13 protein-coding genes are annotated in these 17,637 nt (G+C 69.8%); 6 read left to right on the forward strand and 7 right to left on the reverse strand.

The window, feature by feature from the left end:
• Positions 1–35 precede the first annotated feature (35 nt).
• Positions 36–935, forward strand: a complete 900-nt coding sequence (locus tag G6O54_RS24580; RefSeq protein WP_250847056.1) for a ThuA domain-containing protein — start codon at positions 36–38, stop codon at positions 933–935.
• Positions 936–996: 61 nt separating this feature from the next.
• Here the strand turns inward: G6O54_RS24580 and G6O54_RS24585 are convergent, their stop codons facing one another.
• The 4 genes from G6O54_RS24585 to G6O54_RS24600 all read right to left on the reverse strand — a co-directional run bounded on the left by G6O54_RS24585 (position 997) and on the right by G6O54_RS24600 (position 8,736).
• The gene (locus G6O54_RS24585; RefSeq protein WP_165229078.1) at positions 997–4,230 is read right to left on the reverse strand and encodes an amidohydrolase family protein; all 3,234 of its coding nucleotides are present in this window, start codon (positions 4,228–4,230) and stop codon (positions 997–999) included.
• A gap of 42 nt (positions 4,231–4,272) precedes the next feature.
• Entirely contained in the window at positions 4,273–4,701 is a 429-nt protein-coding gene (locus G6O54_RS24590) for a TIGR03067 domain-containing protein (protein ID WP_165229080.1), read from the reverse strand.
• Positions 4,702–4,720: 19 nt separating this feature from the next.
• The gene (locus tag G6O54_RS24595; protein WP_250847057.1) at positions 4,721–7,105 is read right to left on the reverse strand and encodes an efflux RND transporter permease subunit; all 2,385 of its coding nucleotides are present in this window, start codon (positions 7,103–7,105) and stop codon (positions 4,721–4,723) included.
• A gap of 146 nt (positions 7,106–7,251) precedes the next feature.
• Complete coding sequence (locus G6O54_RS24600; protein WP_165229082.1) at positions 7,252–8,736, reverse strand: Nramp family divalent metal transporter; 1,485 nt, start codon at positions 8,734–8,736, stop codon at positions 7,252–7,254.
• A gap of 225 nt (positions 8,737–8,961) precedes the next feature.
• Between G6O54_RS24600 and G6O54_RS24605 the strand changes: the two genes are divergently transcribed.
• Positions 8,962–10,170, forward strand: coding sequence for a serine/threonine-protein kinase (locus tag G6O54_RS24605; RefSeq protein ID WP_165229084.1), 1,209 nt, complete (start codon positions 8,962–8,964; stop codon positions 10,168–10,170).
• Here the strand turns inward: G6O54_RS24605 and G6O54_RS24610 are convergent.
• On the reverse strand, positions 10,120–11,706 hold the full coding sequence (locus G6O54_RS24610; protein WP_165229086.1) for a hypothetical protein: 1,587 nt from the start codon (positions 11,704–11,706) through the stop codon (positions 10,120–10,122). The genes G6O54_RS24605 and G6O54_RS24610 overlap by 51 nt on opposite strands.
• Before the next feature lie 254 nt (positions 11,707–11,960).
• Here G6O54_RS24610 and G6O54_RS24615 point away from each other — a divergent pair, with 254 nt between their 5' ends.
• The 4 genes from G6O54_RS24615 (at position 11,961) to G6O54_RS24630 (ending at position 14,483) form a co-directional block, all read left to right on the forward strand.
• Positions 11,961–12,125 (forward strand): hypothetical protein, encoded by a 165-nt coding sequence (locus G6O54_RS24615; RefSeq protein ID WP_165229088.1) that lies wholly within the window; start codon positions 11,961–11,963, stop codon positions 12,123–12,125.
• Between the two features lie 122 nt (positions 12,126–12,247).
• Positions 12,248–12,844: a hypothetical protein gene (locus tag G6O54_RS24620; RefSeq protein WP_165229090.1), complete on the forward strand. Its 597-nt coding sequence runs from the start codon at positions 12,248–12,250 to the stop codon at positions 12,842–12,844.
• A 183-nt stretch (positions 12,845–13,027) separates the two neighbouring features.
• Entirely contained in the window at positions 13,028–13,819 is a 792-nt protein-coding gene (locus G6O54_RS24625) for an endonuclease/exonuclease/phosphatase family protein (protein WP_250847058.1), read from the forward strand.
• A 310-nt stretch (positions 13,820–14,129) separates the two neighbouring features.
• Positions 14,130–14,483: an ArsR/SmtB family transcription factor gene (locus G6O54_RS24630; protein WP_205679026.1), complete on the forward strand. Its 354-nt coding sequence runs from the start codon at positions 14,130–14,132 to the stop codon at positions 14,481–14,483.
• 40 nt (positions 14,484–14,523) lie between these two features.
• Here G6O54_RS24630 and G6O54_RS24635 read toward each other — a convergent pair whose 3' ends face one another.
• Complete coding sequence (locus G6O54_RS24635) at positions 14,524–15,798, reverse strand: MFS transporter (protein WP_165229092.1); 1,275 nt, start codon at positions 15,796–15,798, stop codon at positions 14,524–14,526.
• On the reverse strand, positions 15,791–16,549 hold the full coding sequence (locus G6O54_RS24640; RefSeq protein WP_165229094.1) for a creatininase family protein: 759 nt from the start codon (positions 16,547–16,549) through the stop codon (positions 15,791–15,793). Before G6O54_RS24640 ends, G6O54_RS24635 begins: the two co-directional genes overlap by 8 nt.
• Positions 16,550–17,637 lie beyond the last annotated feature (1,088 nt).

Here is a 17,637-nt window from a genome sequence, read left to right on the forward strand (position 1 = left end):
GACCCGGGATCCTCAATCCAAGGAGAACTCTACAGATGTCGCGAACGATGAACCGCCGCGAGCTGCTCATGGCCGGCGGGGCCTTGTGGCTGGGCGCCGGGGCGCTCAACCGGGCCTTCGCCCGCCCGCAGGGGGCCGCCAAGAAGGTCCTCTTCTTCACCAAGAGCTCGGGCTACCAGCACGACCCGATCGCGCGGCGGGGGGACAAGCTGGGGCTCGCCGAGCGGATCCTCACGGAGGTCGGCAAGGAGCACGGCTTCGACGTGGTCTGCTCCAAGGACGGCCGGCTGTTCGAGCCCGACAAGATCGGCGAATGGGATGCCTTCGCCTTCTACACCACCGGCAACCTGAACGTGGCCGGCACCGACAAGAACCCGCCGATCTCCGCCGACGGCGAGAAGGCCCTGTACGACGCCCTCCGCAACGGCAAGGGCTTCATCAGCATGCACTCCGCGACCGACAGCTTCGGCCACCACGCCCCCCGCGACAAGGGTGCGGACGATCCGTTCGTCCAGATGATCGGCGGCGAGTTCATCATCCACGGCGCCCAGCAGGATTCCCAGATCGACGTCGTCGATCCCCACTTCCCCGGCATCGAGAAGGGGTTCGGCGAGTCCGGCCAGTTCACCCTCAAGGACGAGTGGTACGCCCTGAAGCACTTCCCGGACGACCTCCACGTGATCCTCGTCCAGAACACCAAGGGCATGCACGGCCATATGTATGAGCGCCCGAACTACCCGTGCACCTGGGCACGGTCGTACGGCAAGGGGCGAGTCTTCTACACCTCGATGGGCCACCGCGACGACGTCTGGGAGAACCCCAGGTATCAGGGCCTCCTGATCGGTGCCCTCTCCTGGGCGACCGGCAAGGTGGACGCCAACATCGAGCCGAACATCAAGCAGGTGACCCCCGAGGCCAACGTCCTGCCGAAGTGATCCCGCGTCGCAGCATCGCGGTCTGAAGCCACGGGCCCCGCGCCAAGGTGCGGGGCCCGCGTCATTTCCCGCCCGGGCCACCCTCGGCCCCGAATGCGACCTTGCCGCCCACGATGGTCATCACGACCCTTGACGCCAGCAGCTCCTTCGGTCTGACGCGGAAGAGATCGCGATCGACGACCGTAAGGTCCGCCTGCATCCCGGGCCTCAGGACCCCGAGGCGTCCCTCCGCGAATCCGGCACGGGCGGCGCCGGCGGTGAAAGCCCGGAGGGCCTCGTCGAGCGTCAATTTCTGCTCCGGGTGCCAGCCCCCATCGGGCTTGCCCTCCGCGTCCTGGCGGGTGATCGCCGCGTAGAGGCCCCAGAACGGGTTCACGATCTCGACCGGGAAGTCGCTCCCGAAGGCGAGGGGGACCTTCTCGTCCAGGAACCATCGCCAGGCGTAGCCTCCCCTCGAGCGTTCCGGGCCGAGCCGCGCGTCGGCCCAGCGCATGTCATCGCTGGCGTGAGAGGGCTGCATCGAGGCGATCACGCCGAGCTCCGCGAACCGCTTCACGTCCTCGCGTCGCACGACCTGGGCGTGCTCGATCCGGAGCCGGGGATCGCGGGCCTGGGGCACCGCCTTGAGCGCGGCCCCGTAGGCATCCAGGACCAGGGCATTGCCCCGGTCGCCGATCGCGTGGGTCGCCACCTGCCAGCCGTTCCGGAGCGAGAGGTTCGCCACCTGCTCGATGAGCTTCGGATCGACGAGCGTCAGTCCGCGGTTCTTCGGGTCGTCCGCATAGGGCTCGAAGAGGAGGGCCCCGCGCGAGCCCATCGCGCCGTCGATGAAGAGCTTCACGCCGCGGAGCTCGAAACGCGAGCCCGGGACGGGCGTGATGGGCCTGTGAGAGAGCTTCTCGAGGACGCTCGGGCCCGAGGCCGACGCCATCGCGTGGATCCGCAGGATCAGCTCGCCGGAGCGGTCGAGCTCGCGGTAGACCTTCTCTTCGGTCGCGGAGATCCCGGCATCGTGGACCCCCGTCAGGCCGGCGGCGAGGATTATCTTCTGAGCGGCCAGGATGCGGCGGCGGATCTCCGCCTCCGAGTCGGCCGGGACGACCCGATCGACGAGGCTCATGGCGGCGTCGATGAAGACGCCGGTCGGCCGGCCCTCGGCGTCGCGGTGGATCTTGCCGCCGGGCGGGTCCTTGGTGTCCTTGCTCACGCCCGCCCGACGGAGGGCCTCGGAGTTGGCCCATCCGGCGTGGCCGTCCACGCGGCGGAGCCAGACGGGCCGATCCCGGACGGCGGCGTCGAGGGCCGCGGCATCGGAGAACTCGCCGCCCGGCCAGAGGCTCTGGTCCCAGCGCCCGCCGAGGATCCAACCGTCGCCCGGCGCGGCATCGGCCCTGGCCTTGACCCTCCGGGCGACCTCGTCGAGCGAGCGAACTTCGCGGAGGTCCACCTCCTCGAGACTCCTCCCCAGGGACTCGACATGGCCGTGAGCATCGACGAGCCCGGGCATGGCAAACGCGGATGGCCTCTCGACCACGAGGGTCCTCGGCCCGCGGAATCGCTCGATCTCGGCCCGGGACCCGATGGCGGCGACGAGCCCCCCGCGAAGGGCCACGGCCTCGGCCCAGAGTGCGGCCTCGTCGCCGGTCCAGATCCGCCCGGCGATCAGGATCAGGTCTGCCGGCCCGTCGGCCTGCCTCCTCAAGGCGCGGCCGGGGAGCTTCGCCGACGATGCCGGCTTGACCGTCGGCTGCCCGTCGGCGATCAGGGCGATGCCGTTGACGAGCAGGACTCGCACGCCCGGCGCGTAGGTCGTGGGCTCGTCGTAGGTCGCCGCGTCGCGGAAGGTGGAAGGATCGAACGCGACGACGTCTGCGTAGTTGCCCGCGCGGAGCGTGCCACGCTCCGGCAGGCCCAGGATCTGCGCGGGGAGCCCGCTGCACGAGCGGACGGCCTGCTCCAGGCTCATGATGTGGTCGTCGAGCGCGTATCGAATCTTGCGGGGGAAGGTGCCGTAGGCCCTCGGGTGCGGCCGGTCCCCCTTGCCGGGGACGTGAGTCGAGCCGTCGGAGGCCGTCGCCACGAAGTCGTGCCGCATGATCTCGCGGACATCGGCCTCGGACATGCCGAAGCCGATCGCCTGGGCGCCGCCGTGACGCTGGATCTCCAGGACCACGTCGAGCGGGGTGAGCCCCTCCGCCCGGGCGATCTCCACCAGGTCCTTGCCGGCCCAGGCCGGGCGGGGCTGGTAGCGGGCGATCCGGACCGCGGCGCCGCCGTCGCGCCGGTCGAGCTCCTTCTGGATCTCGGCCCGGAGCAGGGGGCCTCGCGACGGATCGGCGGCCATCGCGGCGAGGTCGTCGCCGGAGCCTCGGATGGCCCAGTGCGGGACGACCATCGCGCCCAGCTTCGTGGACGAGGCGATGTAGGGATACTGGTCGGCCGTGACCCGCTGCCCGGCCGCCCGCGCCGAGGCGACCCTTGCGACGAGCTCCGAGGCCTTTCCCCAGTTCCCGCGGCCGTTGGCCTTCAGGTGCGAGATGTGGGCCGGCAGCCCGCCTTCCTTGCCGATCCGGATGGCCTCGTCGACCGCGTCGAAGAGGCCGTCCTCCTCGCTCCGGATGTGCGAGGCGTACAGCCCGCCCGCCTCGCCAACGAGCCTCGCCAGCTCGATGAGCTCCGCGGTCCGCGCGTAGCGGCTGGGGACGTAGATCAGCCCCGTGGCCATGCCCCAGGCGCCGGCGTCCATCCCCCTCGCCACGAGATGCTTCATGCGGTCGAGCTCGCCGCGGCTTGCCGGCCGGTCGGCGGTCTCCATCACGGCGTGCCGGAGGGTCCCCTGCGGGATCAGGTGGATCACGTTCGTCCCCGCGCCGTGGGCGTCGACGGCGGCGAGGTACTTCGCCACGTCGATCGGCCCGGAGCCGCAGTTGCCCGTGACGACCGTCGTGACGCCCTGGGTCAGGTAATTCAGGTTGAGCCGCGTCTCCTTCGCGGCGATCCCCTCGTCGCTGTGGGTGTGCAGGTCGATGAAGCCCGGCGCGACGACCAGCGAGGAGACGTCCACCACCTTCGCGCCCGGCGCGACCGGGAACGTGCCGACGGCCACGATCCGGTCGCCGCGGACGGCCAGGTCGCCCCGCCTGGCCGGGGCGCCGGTGCCGTCGACCAGGGTGCCGCCCTTGAGGACGTAATCGGCCCGGACCGGCGAGGGCTCCGCCGCACCAGCCCGGCCGCCCGCCAGGCACGACGTCCAGACGGCCACCAGGACGAGAGGCCGCGTCTTCGAGAGTTTCATGTCGCGATTCCCGCGGGCGACGAGGTCGTCACTGACGGACGGTTACTTCTTGACTCGTTTGTAGGTCACCACCAGCACCGCGGAGCCCGACTTCGTGGTGAAGGCGGTCGGCCGCGGCTCGCCGGGCTTGGCGAAGGCGAGCCGGAGGGTGTCCCCTTCCAGCTCGTAGATGCCGGGCGAGGTCTGGTCCGCATACGGCCCGTCGCCGTCCCAGGTGTTGACGGCCTTCGGCTTCCGGGAGGAGTCGAGCGTGACGATGCCCCGGCGGTGGACGCGGTCGCCGTCCATGAGGGTGACCCGGTTCCCCTCGTAGCGCACGCCCCAGGTCTTGAAGTCCTCGGCGGGCACGGTCTCCCCCTCGCGTTCCATCGAGGTGACCTGCCAGGTGCCCTGGAGGGCCTTCAGGTCGGCGGCGGGCGGGTCCCCCCCCAGGGCCGCGAGGGAGAGCATCAGCGTCGCAATCGGGCTCATCATCGACTCCCCATCTGCATCAGGTGTTGACCTTCAGGGCCGCGTCGCGAGGCCGCTCGCGAGCCGTCCGGAGCCCCTCGCCCAGGGTCAGGCAGGCCGGGAGGAGGACGAGGTTGCCCAGCGTGCTCCCCGCGGTGGCGATGGCGACCATCGTACCGAAGTTCACGAACGGGGCGAACTCGCTGGTCCGGAGCGCGGTGAAGCCCACGGCCACGGCCAGGCTGGAGAGCAGCACGCCCGGCCCGGAGACCCGGTAGCTGTCGAAGAGGCTCTGGCGGAACCCGCGGGTCCTCCGCTCGCGGTGGAACTGGAGCAGGCAGTGGAACGTGTCGTCCACGGAAAGCCCCAGGGCCACGCTCGCCACGAGCGCCGTGGCCATGTCCAGCTTGATCGCGAGCCAGCCCATCAGCCCCAGGACCAGGCCCACCGAGAGCAAGGTCGGCAGCATCGCCAGGACGGCGAGCGTGAGGCTGCGGAAGGCCAGCGTGAGCATGATCAGGATCCCGAGCGCGGACCAGAAGAACGTGGTCCACTGGGTCGAGATGACCCCCTCGGTCGTCCGGGTCATCAGGAACGAGAGCCCCGTGAGGTGGGAGGCCGGTCCGAACCCCTCGCGGGCGGCGGCCACCACTTCGCGGAAGATCCGGGCCTTGGTGGGGGCGGGCTGCTGCTCGAGCACTCGCACCAGGACCCGGGCCTGGCCGGCCTTCTCGCTCCAGAAGCTGCGGAGGAGGCCGGACTGCGGCGAGAGGCCGATCAGCTCGAGCTTGTTCGCGAGGGCGCGGGCCTCCGATTCCTCCGGCAGCTCCCGGAGCCGCCCGTCGGGGTCGAGCACGGTCGCCAGCGAGAGGACCTGCCCGATCGCCCGGGGATCGGCCACGGGGATCGTCGCGATCCGACGGTCGAGCTCGGCGAGCCGGGCCAGCGAGCTCGGCGTCACGGGGGCTTCGAGCGGGACGATCACCTCCACCAGGCCGATCCCCCCGAGCTTGGCCTCGACGGTCCGGTAGTCGTCCACGACGCGGGTATCGCGGCGGAAGAGGTTGATGTAGTTCGTCTCGTAGCGGAGGTTGAACATCCCCAGCGCGAGCGGAACGACGACGACCGCCACGGCCGCCACGACCGTCGTGGGGTGACGGTACACCCAGAACGTCAGCCGGTTCATCCCCCCGGCGAGCCTCGATCGGGAGCCCTCGCGGACGCGAATCTCCATCGGGAAGGGGGGGAGCATCGCGATCGGCGAGAGGGCCATCACCAGGATCGCGGCGCAGAGGGTGCACGCCCCCAGGATGGCCCCGAACTGCTGGATCGGGACCACGTCGCTGGTGACGAGCGCCCCGTAGCCGATGGCCCCCGTGATGGCGGTCCAGAGGATCGGGACGGCCACCGATCGGAGGGTCGCGACCCCGGCGGTCGCGGGATCGTTGCGGCGGCGGAGGTTCTCCCGGAAATGGATCGCCAGGTGGCTGGCCGCCGGCATCGTCAGCACGATGATCTGGGCGACGAGCGGGCCGCCGGAGAGCGACAGGCGGATCCGGAAGACGCTCAGGAGCGTCTCGGTCGCCAGCCAGATGACCCAGCCGGCCACCATCGGGACGATCGCCCACCAGACGCTGTGCACCGCGACTAAGGTCACCAGGGCGATCAGCACCATGCCCACGGCGGCCAGCCTCCGCCCGTCGACCTCGATCGCGGCGAAGCCGTCGGCCAGGAGGACCGGCGGGCCGACGACGGCCGGCCTGGGCAGGCCATGCCGCGCGGCGAAGGCGTCGGCCTCGGCCCGGAGCGTGCGGACGGTCTCGATCACGTTGTGCTCGTGGGTCTTCCGGAGCCGGGCGACCACGGCCGCGGACCGGCCATCCTCGCTCAGGAAGGTCCCCCGGAACATCGGGTGCTTGCGCAGGCGTTCCTTCAGGGCGGCGAGCCCCGCCGCGTCGGCCGCCCGCGCGGCGCCGGTGACGGCCATCGCGTTGGTCTTCAGGTCGACGTTCTTCACCGTCCGCCGCGCGGCGTTCATCGCCACGTTGCGGGCGATCGCCGGCAGCTTCTCGAGCGCCAGCAGGGCGTCGTCGATGGCCCAGACCAGGGGCATGCCGTCGAGCGACTCCACGCGACTGACCCCCGCGACCTTCCCCGGCGCCACCGCCGCGGCCAGCTCCGCCATGCGTTCCAGCCCCGCGGGCGTGATCAGCCCCGGGTCGTCGTAGACCAGGAAGACGAAGTTGTCGTCGCCGAAGACGTCCGCCGCCTCCTGGTAGACGGCCATGTACGGGTCATCGTCGGCGAAGAACGAGCTGATGGACTGCTCGTAACCGACCCTCCGGCCGAAGACGGCCAGCGAGACGAGCGCGACGGCCGTCAGGCCGGCCGCGAGATATCGCACGCGGATCAGGAATCCGATCACGGTCGGTCGAGCCTCATCGGATGGGCAAGTCGCGGTGGGTCCCGTCCGAGACGCCGCGGGCATGCCCCGAATCTGGCCTTACAGCCTACCGAGACCGCCCCGCTTTCGCTGCGCGAGCCGTCGCCGGGCCGGGTCCGTTCGGCGCCTCAGGGGCCGGCGTACCACGACCGCAGGTCGGTGAGCAGTCCGTAAACGCTGTACAGGGCGACGGCCGTGATGGCGAGGAAGGCGACCCAGGTGCAGAGATCGCTGACGAGATTCGGGCCCACGCGGCGGTCGTTGTCGCGGTTGCGCAGGTAGAGCGTGGCGCCGGCGATCAGCGGGAGCATCAGGGCCTGGGCGATGCCCCCGGCCTTGATGAGGGCCTGGGGCTCTCGGAACGCGTAGTAGAGCCCCAGCGCCAACGCGGGATAGATCACGCAGAAGACCTTGACCAGGCGGTCCCGGTCGGCCGGCCCCGACGGACGGTGCAGCCCGGCCACGTTCAGGAAGTCCACGGTGAGCCGGCTGTTCGCCGCCGTCGCGACGTACAGGGTCTTGAAGAGGACCGCCCACGCCCCCAGCAGGAAGCCGACCCGCGTGAGCGGCCGGAGCACCTGGAGCGCCGTCCCTTCGAGCGGCTGGAGATACATCCGGGAGAGCGTCGGGATCATGTCCGCCCCCTTCGGATCGAGCCCCTGCGGATGGAGCACGGCCGCCCCCAGCAGGTAGAACGCCACCGTGGCGACGGTGAAGACGACCATGCTGAACCAGGCGTCGAGCTGCATCACCCGGATCCAACCGCGGGCGCGGGCGGCCCAACCTTCGCTGTCGTCGCGAGGGCCGGTGCTCCGGGCGTAGCCCTTCTCGATGCACCAGTAGGGATACGCGACCAGCTCCGACGCCCCGACGCCCGTGATCCCGAACGCCGAGAAGGCGAGCGCGACCGCGGCGGCCGGGAACGTGAACGTGAACCCCTGGGCGAGGTCGGGCACCGTGATCCGGAACCGGGTCCACTGGAGGATGACCACGCTGCAGACGGTGAAGAGCGTCACGGCCGCGACCAGGACCGTCGTGATGAGCTCCAGCCGGCGATAGCCGCCGGAGAGGAGCAGGACCATCGCCGCGATCGTCGTCAGGCCGGCCCAGATGTGCTCCTGGCGGGCCGCCAGGAACTCGCCCCAGCCCGGGACGATCGACCCGGCGGCGGTCGCCATCGCCTCCGAGGCGCGGGGGAAGGCCATGTGGGCGGCCTGGCCGACCGTGCCCTCCATCGCGGCGATCTGGGCCTGGGTGGCCAGCATCATGATCAGCCAGCACCAGCAGATCCAGGACGCCCCCGCCCGCGGGCCCGGCAGTGAGTCGAAGGCCGCCAGCGTGGTCTTGCCGTGGGCGATCGCGTAGCGACCGAGCTCCACCTGGACGAAGACCTTGATCAGGCAGCTCAGGAGGATCAGCCAGAGGAGCGAGAAGCCCGCCTTCGCCCCCAGCCCGGTCGTGTTGATCAGCTCGCCGGTCCCGACGATCGAGGCGGCCAGGATCAGGCCCGGGCCGATCTGCCGGGCCGCCGACACGAGCGTCCGGGGGGGCTCCTGGATCGCATCCGCGGGGAGCGCATAGAGGTCGTGCGGCTCGTCGTTCGCGTCGCTCATGAGACCTCGCCGATGGACCGAGTGTGACCCGAAGAGGGAGGCGGGATCGCCAGGCCGGCTATCGTACGGGGCAATCTGGCCGGATCAAAGCTCTTTCCGCGTGCCGGACGTCGATTCCCATCAACACCGGGCCGCCGACACGACGGGCCTCGTTCGCGGGGCCTAGCGTTGAATGGAGAACGAACGCGTTTCGATATCGAGTCAGGCCCCAACGAGGGGAGTTGCATGCCCAGGCCGATACTCAGGTCTCCGATGCTGGCCGGCGATCGGCCCGCGGCCCACCCGCCGGCATTCGCCTTCGAGTCCGGCAGCGACGCCGCCCGGCCGAGCGAACTGCTCTGGCCGAGCGACGTCACCCGACTGTCGGTCCCTTCCGCGGAGACGAGGGTCCACTGCACCGACACATCGTCGTTCCTCCCCGACGCGGCCCCGGATCCGGACGACCTGTTCCGGTCGGGATCGGGATCGGGATCGCGCCTGGCCAGGGGCATGCGGCTCGGCCGGTATCGACTCCTCCGGAAGGTGGGGAAGGGGGCCCAGGGCGACGTCTGGAAGGCGGAGCCGCTGGATGGCGAATGCTCGACGCCGGTCGCCCTCAAGATCCTGAACGCGGCGAGCGCGCACGTGGCGAGCCGCCGGTCGCAATTCCGGCATGAGGCCGAGCGCGGGGCGAGGCTCGGGGGGCCGGCCCTGCTCCGGGTCCTCGACTTCGGCGAGGCCCGCGGCTTGCCCTTCCTGGTCATGCCCTTCGTGGGGGGGACGAGCCTGGCGTCCCTGATCCGGGCAAGGCGGCTCCGACGCGAGGGTGAGCCGGTCCACCTCGAGCACCCCCTGCTCATTGCCGACGATCGGGAGTACCTCGCGGGGGCCCTCCGAATCGTCGCGTCGGCCGCGCGGGCGCTGGGCCGGCTTCATGCGATGAGGATCGTCCACCGCGACGTCAAGCCCGGGAACATCCTGGTGGACGAGGGGGGGAAGGGCGTCTATCTCTGCGACCTCGGCCTGGGCCGCGACCTGGACGTCGCCACGCCGGAGCAGATGCGCGACGGCGCCGGGACCCCCCTGTACATGGCGCCGGAGCGGCTGATGCGGGCCGAGTCGGACGAACGGCTCTGCGACATCTACTCCATGGGCGTGACCCTCTACGAAATCGTGACCCTGGACCGTCCCTACCACCCGCCGGAAGGCCTGTCACCCATGCTCTTCAACCGCTTCCTGCTGGGATGTTCTCCCATACCCCCGAGTCGGCCCTTCCCCGGGCTGCCCGCCGCCGTCGAGGGCGTCATCCTCAAGGCGATGGCGCGAAACCCGGCCGAGCGATATCCGTCCGCGGAGCACCTCGTCGCCGCGATCGACGGCCTGATCGGGCACCCCGCCGAGGGGCTACCTGCCCCGCACATCCGCGTTGGCAGGGGCCGCGCGGCCCTGCGATAGGCCCGTGGTCGCGTCCGGCCCGAAGCGGATGTGGAGGCCCGCGTGGCCGGCGAAGCGATCTCCGTAGATGGACCGGACGATCGCCCAGTCGGCGACGATCGCCAGCAGCGAGGCCGCCAGGCCCGCGGCCAGCAGCCGGCCCCAGCGCCGCGGCCGGCCCGCCATCTCCGGCGAAGGTGACGGATCGGGGACCGCGTCGTCGACCAGGAGCAGGACCGCGCAGATCACGGCATTGACGTGGATCACCCCCTCCGTGATCAGCCGCTGGTCGGCGAACGACACCAGGGCCTTCTCGAAGTTGCCGATCACCATGATCGCCAGCAGGAGCAGGAACAGCCCCTGCCCCGCGCCCAGGGGCGAGGTCGGGACGACCGCCAGTGGACGCCTCGCGTGCCGGGCCAGGAGCACGGCAAGCCCGGCCGCCACGACCACGAACGCGAGGTCGAACCAGAGCCACGCGGGGATCCCGTAGAGGACCTCCGGGACCGACTTGACGCGAGTCCAGTCGGGCACATTCTTGCGCAGGTTGAGATACGGGATCATCAACAGCACGAACGCCACGGCGAGCGGCCTGGTCCGGCGGACCGAGGGCTCCTGCTCCCCGTCCGGAAGCCGCCCCACGCGACGGGCCAGTCCCCGCATGGCGAGCGCGATGGCGATGCCGTTGAAGAATCCGGTCGTCTGCTCCAGGACGCTGTGCCAGTTCGTGGTATAGCCGCTGGTCACCTCCACGAGCTTGAGCATCGATGCGGCCGCGAAGCCGATCCCCCCGATGACGCCGGTCACGATCGTCGCGCGCGCCACTTCGGGCAAACCGGTGCGCAGGCAGTAGATCAAGATGCCCGCGACCATCCCCGTGCATCCGGCCCAGTTGTCGCCCCGCGGGGGGGTCATCCTCAGGCCCAGCAACAGGACCAGGAGGGCAAGACCTGCCCACCAGCCGGCGGCCATGTGGATGACCAGTGACGTCCCCGCATCCACCCTCAGGCGGATGGCGACGACCATCCCCGCCGCGACCAGGGCGAGGGTCGCGGCCAGCCAGTCGGTGTCATACCAGTTGAGGCCGACGCCCAGCCCGCGGAGGGCCGGTTCGATCGCCACGCCCTGGAGCCACCATGCGAGGAAGACCGCACCCAGCGGCATGAAGAGCCCCGCCACCCGCGACGGCCCCGCCACCGCCGTCAGCGCGGTGCCGGCCCCGCCCGGCGCGGCCCAGAGGAAGCCGATGACGAACAGATTCGCGAACCCGTAGAGGACCGAAAGTGAATGCCCGGAGTGGGTATAGCCGATAACTTGCATGTAGGAGATGCTCCCCCCGAAGGACCATCCCAACGCCCCGAACATCGCGAAGAAGGGGATCGCCGGCAGCCAGTCGCGGCGGCCCGACAGGAGCACGGCGGCCATGGCCGCCAGAGCACCGGGGAGCATGGCCCCGTATTCGTGCCCGAAGTTCCCGCGGATTCCCCATCCGATCGACAGGGCCAGCGCCGTCGTCGCGATCGGGATCACCCTCGTCGCCATCGTCCCACCATTCATCGCCATCTCGCTCCCGTGCCGCGTCGCACCCGTTCGCCCGCATGCCGCGTCCCATTCTCGACACGCGGCCGTCGGCGCGTCCAGGGTGCGGCCTGACGGATCCGGGCCGTCCTAGGGAATTCGGCGCGACAAGTGCAAGAGAGTCGGTTGTCAGCACGGAGTGCGTGACCTAGCTTTCTCCAGGAGGCCGCGGGATCTCGGGGGTCGTGCCGATTCCCGCGGGCAGATTGCTTCCGGGTCAGAAAGGCACCGTCATGTGGATCCTCCTCGTCAAGCTGATGTCGCCTGCGCCGTGGTTCCTCGAGCCGAAGCCGGGGGAAGCCCCCCGGTCGGAGACCCTGATGGCCCGGCACCGCGACAAGGCCCGTCCAGGCCGGTCGGCGGCTGCGGCCCCATCGCCGACCTCGCAGGACCGCTGAGGCCCCGTCCCCCGCATCGCGGCCCGTGTCTCCCCGCGTGGATAGAATCAAGCGGACGATGACGAGGGGGCCGCGAGACGTCGCGGAGCCTTCGCCGACGTCCCCGGGGGGCACGCGGGGTCATGAAGGTCTACATGTTGCTGAAGGACGATCGGTCGTCGCTCTTCTATTCCGACCCCGATCATCTCCTCGCGGATGAGCCGCCGGAGCAGGACGCGGCCCCCGGGCGGGGTCTCGCCGGCCGGCTGCTGACACGCTGGCATCGATTCCAGGAGACCTTTCGCCAGGCCGACGCGGGGGTGATGGGCTGGTGCCGTCGGATCTGGGTCTGGCTCCATTCGAGGACCCAGCCCGACGAGCCCTTGCTGTTCCGGCTGCGCACGACGAACCGACTCGACCTCCATCACCCGCTCTCACAATCGGGCGCGGAGACGTCCATGGCGTGGCAGGCCTATCTGACCGGCCGAAGGCGTCGACATGCGATCCGCATGATCGCGAACTCGCTGATCGCGCCGATCGCGGGACTGCTCCTCTTCCCGCTCCCCGGCCCGAACCTGATCGGCTACTGGTTCGCCTATCGGGCGATCCATCACACGCTCCTGATCGGCGGGATCCGGCGTGCGCTGGGCGGCAAGATCCCGATCACCTATCATCCCGAATCCTGGCTGGATCTGCGGGTGGAGGGAGATCCCTGGGGTCGTCGCCGGCCCGCCGCCTGACCCGTCAGGCGACTCGTGCCCGGGAGGGGACTTGAGCATCCGGCGGCGGTCGTCGTACCATCGCGGGAACGAAGCAGGGCGGCGACCCCCAGATCCACCGGCGGATGGGGACGGCCGGGCTCCCCCGGAACCTGCTCGGAGAGGCTCGGGATCGGCGCCGGGACGGTCCGAAGACGGGCGGCCATGCGTCTCATCTCTTACAACATCCACAAGGGGATCGGCGGCCGCGACCGCCGCTATCGCCTGGAACGCGTCATCGGCGTCATCAAGGCCCTGGAGCCGGACCTGATCTGCCTCCAGGAGGTGGACCGCGACGTCCGCAGGACCCGCCATGACGACCAGCCGCGCGAGTTCCTCGAGGCCTTCGAGGCGGCCGCCCACCTGTACCAGCTCAACGTCCGGCTCAAGAGCGGCGGATACGGCAACCTGCTCCTGTCTCGCTGGCCCCTGAGGACCCATCATCAGGTGTCGCTGCGGCTCGCCAGGCGCAAGCCCCGGGGGGCGCAGATGGCCGTCGTGGACAGCCCGGAGGGGGCCTTCCACCTGGTCCACTGGCACCTCGGCCTCGCCGAGAAGGAGCGGCACTGGCAGGTCCGTCACCTGCTGGACCACCACCTCTTCCGCGAGTCGGCCGGCCTGCCGACGCTGATCGTCGGCGACTTCAACGACTGGCGGAACACGCTGGCCGCCGGCCCGTTCGCCGCCCACGGCTTCCACCAGTTGACCCACCCGCGGTCGCGGTTCCGGTCCTTCCCCGCCTATCTCCCCCTGACCGCCCTGGACAAGGCCTTCGTCCGCGGCCCCCTCGCCGTCCGGACGGTGCGGATCGCCCACTCCAGGCTGGCCCGCGACGCCTCCGACCACCTGCCCCTGCTCATCGACTTCCACGTCGAGGATCGCCCGCACCCCGTCCACCAGGCGCAGCACCACGCCCCGAAGCACGAGGCCCGACCGCAGAAGCGGCCGAATCCCTGAGCCTTCGTCCGTCCGTTCAATGCGTCCCGGTCGAAGGATCCTCCGGCCTGACGACCGTCCTCGGGGGCGAGTACGGCTCGACCTTCTGGCGCGGTGACACCGCGCAGGCCCCGCTCATTCAGGTGGGCACGCCCATCCGCGGCAGCAGCCAGCGATTGAGGATCACCCAGGCCGCGAGGATGCCCACGAAGACCCACGTTTCCGCCATGCTCTTTTTCCGTCCCGCCACTTGCCCGTCACCTTGCAGGAGCTAGAATCCTTCCCGAGGACCTCTTCAACTATACAACCAATCTGGAATAAAGTCCACGCCATGACGTCCCCGATGCCCGACGAGCTGCTCGAGCTGGTGGCCGGCAAGTTCCAGATGCTGGCCGACGTGACCCGGCTGGCGATCCTCCGCTGCCTGATGGAGGGGGAAAAGAGCGTGGGCCAGGTGGTGACGGAGACGGGCCGGGGCCAGGCGAACGTCTCCAAGCACCTGAAGCTGCTGGCGGAGTCCGGCCTGGTCGGCCGTCGCAAGGAGGGCCTCCAGGTCTTCTACCGGCTCGACGACCCGCTCGTGGAGAAGCTCTGCGAGCTCGTCTGCTGCACGGTCCGCGACGACATGAAGCGGACGATCTCCCGAAAAAGCGCGCTCCTGCGGAAGCTCGGCCCATCGGCCTGATCCTGGGATGGATCGACGACGGAACTCCTGGGGACGGCTCCTACAGGAGACGATTCTTCTCCGGCAATCGCGATTTCCCCCGGTCCCAAAGCAGCAGCAGGGCGATCAGGCCGGCGATCGGCGCCAGGCCCAGGGAGAGCGTCACCGCCGTGTAAGAACCCGTCCGGTCGATCCATCGGCCGGTCGCCCACTGGGCGATGGCCGTGGCGATCCAGGTGGTGAAGCTGAGGATCCCCGTCACCTTCCCCATCCGCCGAACCGACAGGTCCTGCGTGAACGCGTAATAGGGCGGGAACTGCCCCAGCGAGCCGAATCCGACCGCGAGGAAACAGCCCAGCAGGAGGGGAGACGCCGGCAGGATGGCCGTCGCGGCACAGAGCGAGGTGAGCGCCACGCCGCAGGCGAACACGGCCAGCCTGGCCCCGTGGACCGAGTGCCCCCGGCCCGCCAGGGTCTTCACCGCGAAGCCGGACAGGATGCAGCCGATCCCCGCGGCCACGTAATACCACGACGAGAAGTTCTGGATCGCGGCCCGTCCGTAGCCGTAGTGCTTCTCGAGCATCATCGGCATCCAGGCCCGGAAATACTGCCAGCACAGGTTGATCACCACCACCACGACCAGGAGCGCGGCCAGCCTCGTGGCGAAGACGGCCGGCGGCGTCTCGTCCCGATCCGACTCACCTTCGCCCGGAAGCTCCGCCTCCCGCCTCGACACGGCGGGCAATTCGATCTCGCCCGGCCGGATCATCAGGAACCACGCGGCGATCCAGAAGAGTCCCGCCGCGCCCACGATCTGAAAGGGGAGCCGCCATCCCCCGGGGCCGCCGGCGTTGAGCATCAGGATCACCTGGGGTGTGACGATCGCCCCGACCGACGCCCCGCTCTGGAGGATGCTGTTGCCCATCGCCCTTTGACTCGGGGACAGCAGCCGCTGTGCCGCGGCGAGCGCGCAGGGCCACTGGCCGGCCTCGAACGCCCCCAGCGCGACGCGGCAGACGAACAGCTCGGCATAGCTGTTCACCCGGCCGGTGAGGAACCCGACGGCCGACCAGCCCAGCAGGACCGCCGGGAAGAGCCACCGCAGGCTGACCCGATCGACGAGGAACCCGATCGCCACCGAGCCGACCGCGAAGGCGATCCCGAAGCCCAGCTCGAGCAGCCCGTAATCCTCGTTCGACAGCGAAAGCGCCGCGCGGATCTCGGACGCCTGCTGCGAGAGCGTCTGGCGGTCCATGTAGTTCAGGACCGTCGCGAAGAACATCAGCCCGCAGATGCTCCAGGCGCGGAGCGGGGTCTTCGTCTCGGTCTCATTCATCCCAGGACCGCCCGTCCCAGGCCGCGACCCGCTTCAGGAAGGCCACGACGTCCGCGGCGAAGAGGCGGAAGAGCGTCTCCCCCTTGTCGGCCGTCGCCACGCGGGGATCGCCGATGTGCCCCGGCCCGCTCCGCTCGCGGGTGATCCAGCCGCGCGAGGCCGGCGCGAACGACTTCCCGGAGTCGACGGGCTCGATCCCCGAGATCGCGCCGACCAGCTTCGGGGCCAGCCGGAGCATCATCGAGGTTTCCCACTCGCAGGCGTGCTCCATGTGATCCTGCTCGAGCGAGGAATCGACCGAGGCCGGCTTCGAGCCGAGCAGCCAGTAGGTCGCCGAGAGCAAGAGCAGGTCGTTGCGGTCGCGATGCCGCTGTCGGACCTCGAAGACGGCCTGGCTCGAAGGCACGATGTTGCCGCCGTGCCCGTTGAGCAAAACCACCCGGCGGAAGCCGTGCGCGAGGACGTTCTCGCAGAGGTCGCAGAGCACGTCCAGGTACGTCCTCGGGCTGGCGGAGAGCGTCCCGGGGAAGTCCAGGTGATGGTGCGAATTCCCGAGCCAGAGCAGGGGGGTCCACGCCACGGCCTCACCGAGCTCGTCGGCGGCCCGCCGGACCACCTCGCCGAGGAGGAAGCTATCGGTGAAGACCGGCAGATGATGGCCGTGCTGCTCGACGGCCGCAATCGGCACGACGATCGGGACATCCTTCGATGTCGACCCCAGTGCGGGCCAACTCTGTTCGTGCCACTGCAACGGATTGGTCCTCCGAGCGTCGGACGTCAGGGTCGGGCTCGGTTCGGCCCGAGCCCGGGGCGTGTCCAGTGTAGCGCGGAGGATCGTCAGGGACAACCGACCGGAACGGATCACCTACGGCGAGATGGCTCCGTCCGACAAGATAGCTCCGTGCGGCGACCTCGATGCTCAAGAAGCACCAACTCGCCGCATGGAGCAGGGCTCGACGCGAGCATAACCTCGATACTTCTCGCTAAACCAGACCACGACGAGACGATTACCTGCGGCGGAAGCACTCCTCCGTCCGAGCCAGAAGCGTCCTCGACGGTCCTCCCCGGAAATCCCCAATCCGCCGCGGCCTCGGCTCGACGAGATCGTTCTCACTTTCGCATTGGCTTGGGGAACCGTCGCGCGCGCTTCCGGCTCGGACGGACGGGCCCGCGACCTGTCGGGGTGGGCGAGAAGTGTCAAACAATCCCTGGGAAATCCCGAGCGGGATGAACGAAAAACGCGAAACATGGCGCACTATCTCTATAGAGAGACATCATCCCTGATGAGTGTGCGCGCCCAGGGTCCGGACGATCCGGCCCGAGGAGATCCGCCGCGATGACTTGCGGCCGAGAAGAGCGATGGGACCGAGAGCCTACGCCGCGAACCGTCGGTGCTCGCTCGGTTCGATCCACGGGCCGGCGGCGATCAAGAATGCAAGACTGCGCGAACGAATGCCCCGGCGGAGGGGCGAGGGTCTCGCCCGCCGCGGAGGGGGCAAAGCCAATTCGAAAAACTGGGCTCGACCTTTACAACGAAAGGACTTGCGGCAAACCATTCGAAGTAGTCTGCGCGACGAACGAAGCCAAGGTCCGCCCCTGCGTCCAGCATTCCAGGTTGCCGTGGATGCACACCACGGGATCGCCTTCGCTCAACCGCAAGCCTGGCCCAGGTTCGCGGCCCGCCCTCACTGGTGTGCCGCCACGGCCACCCGGTTACGAGGAATGCGGAGAGCCGATCCCAGCAAGTTATGGGGGGGCAAAGCCAATCGAAAAACTGACGCTAAAATGCTTTAAGCCATGGACTTGCGAAGGATAATCCAAAGTGTGCCAGACGACGAC

This window comes from Aquisphaera insulae, from assembly GCF_011064615.1.
Taxonomy (GTDB): domain Bacteria; phylum Planctomycetota; class Planctomycetia; order Isosphaerales; family Isosphaeraceae; genus Aquisphaera; species Aquisphaera insulae.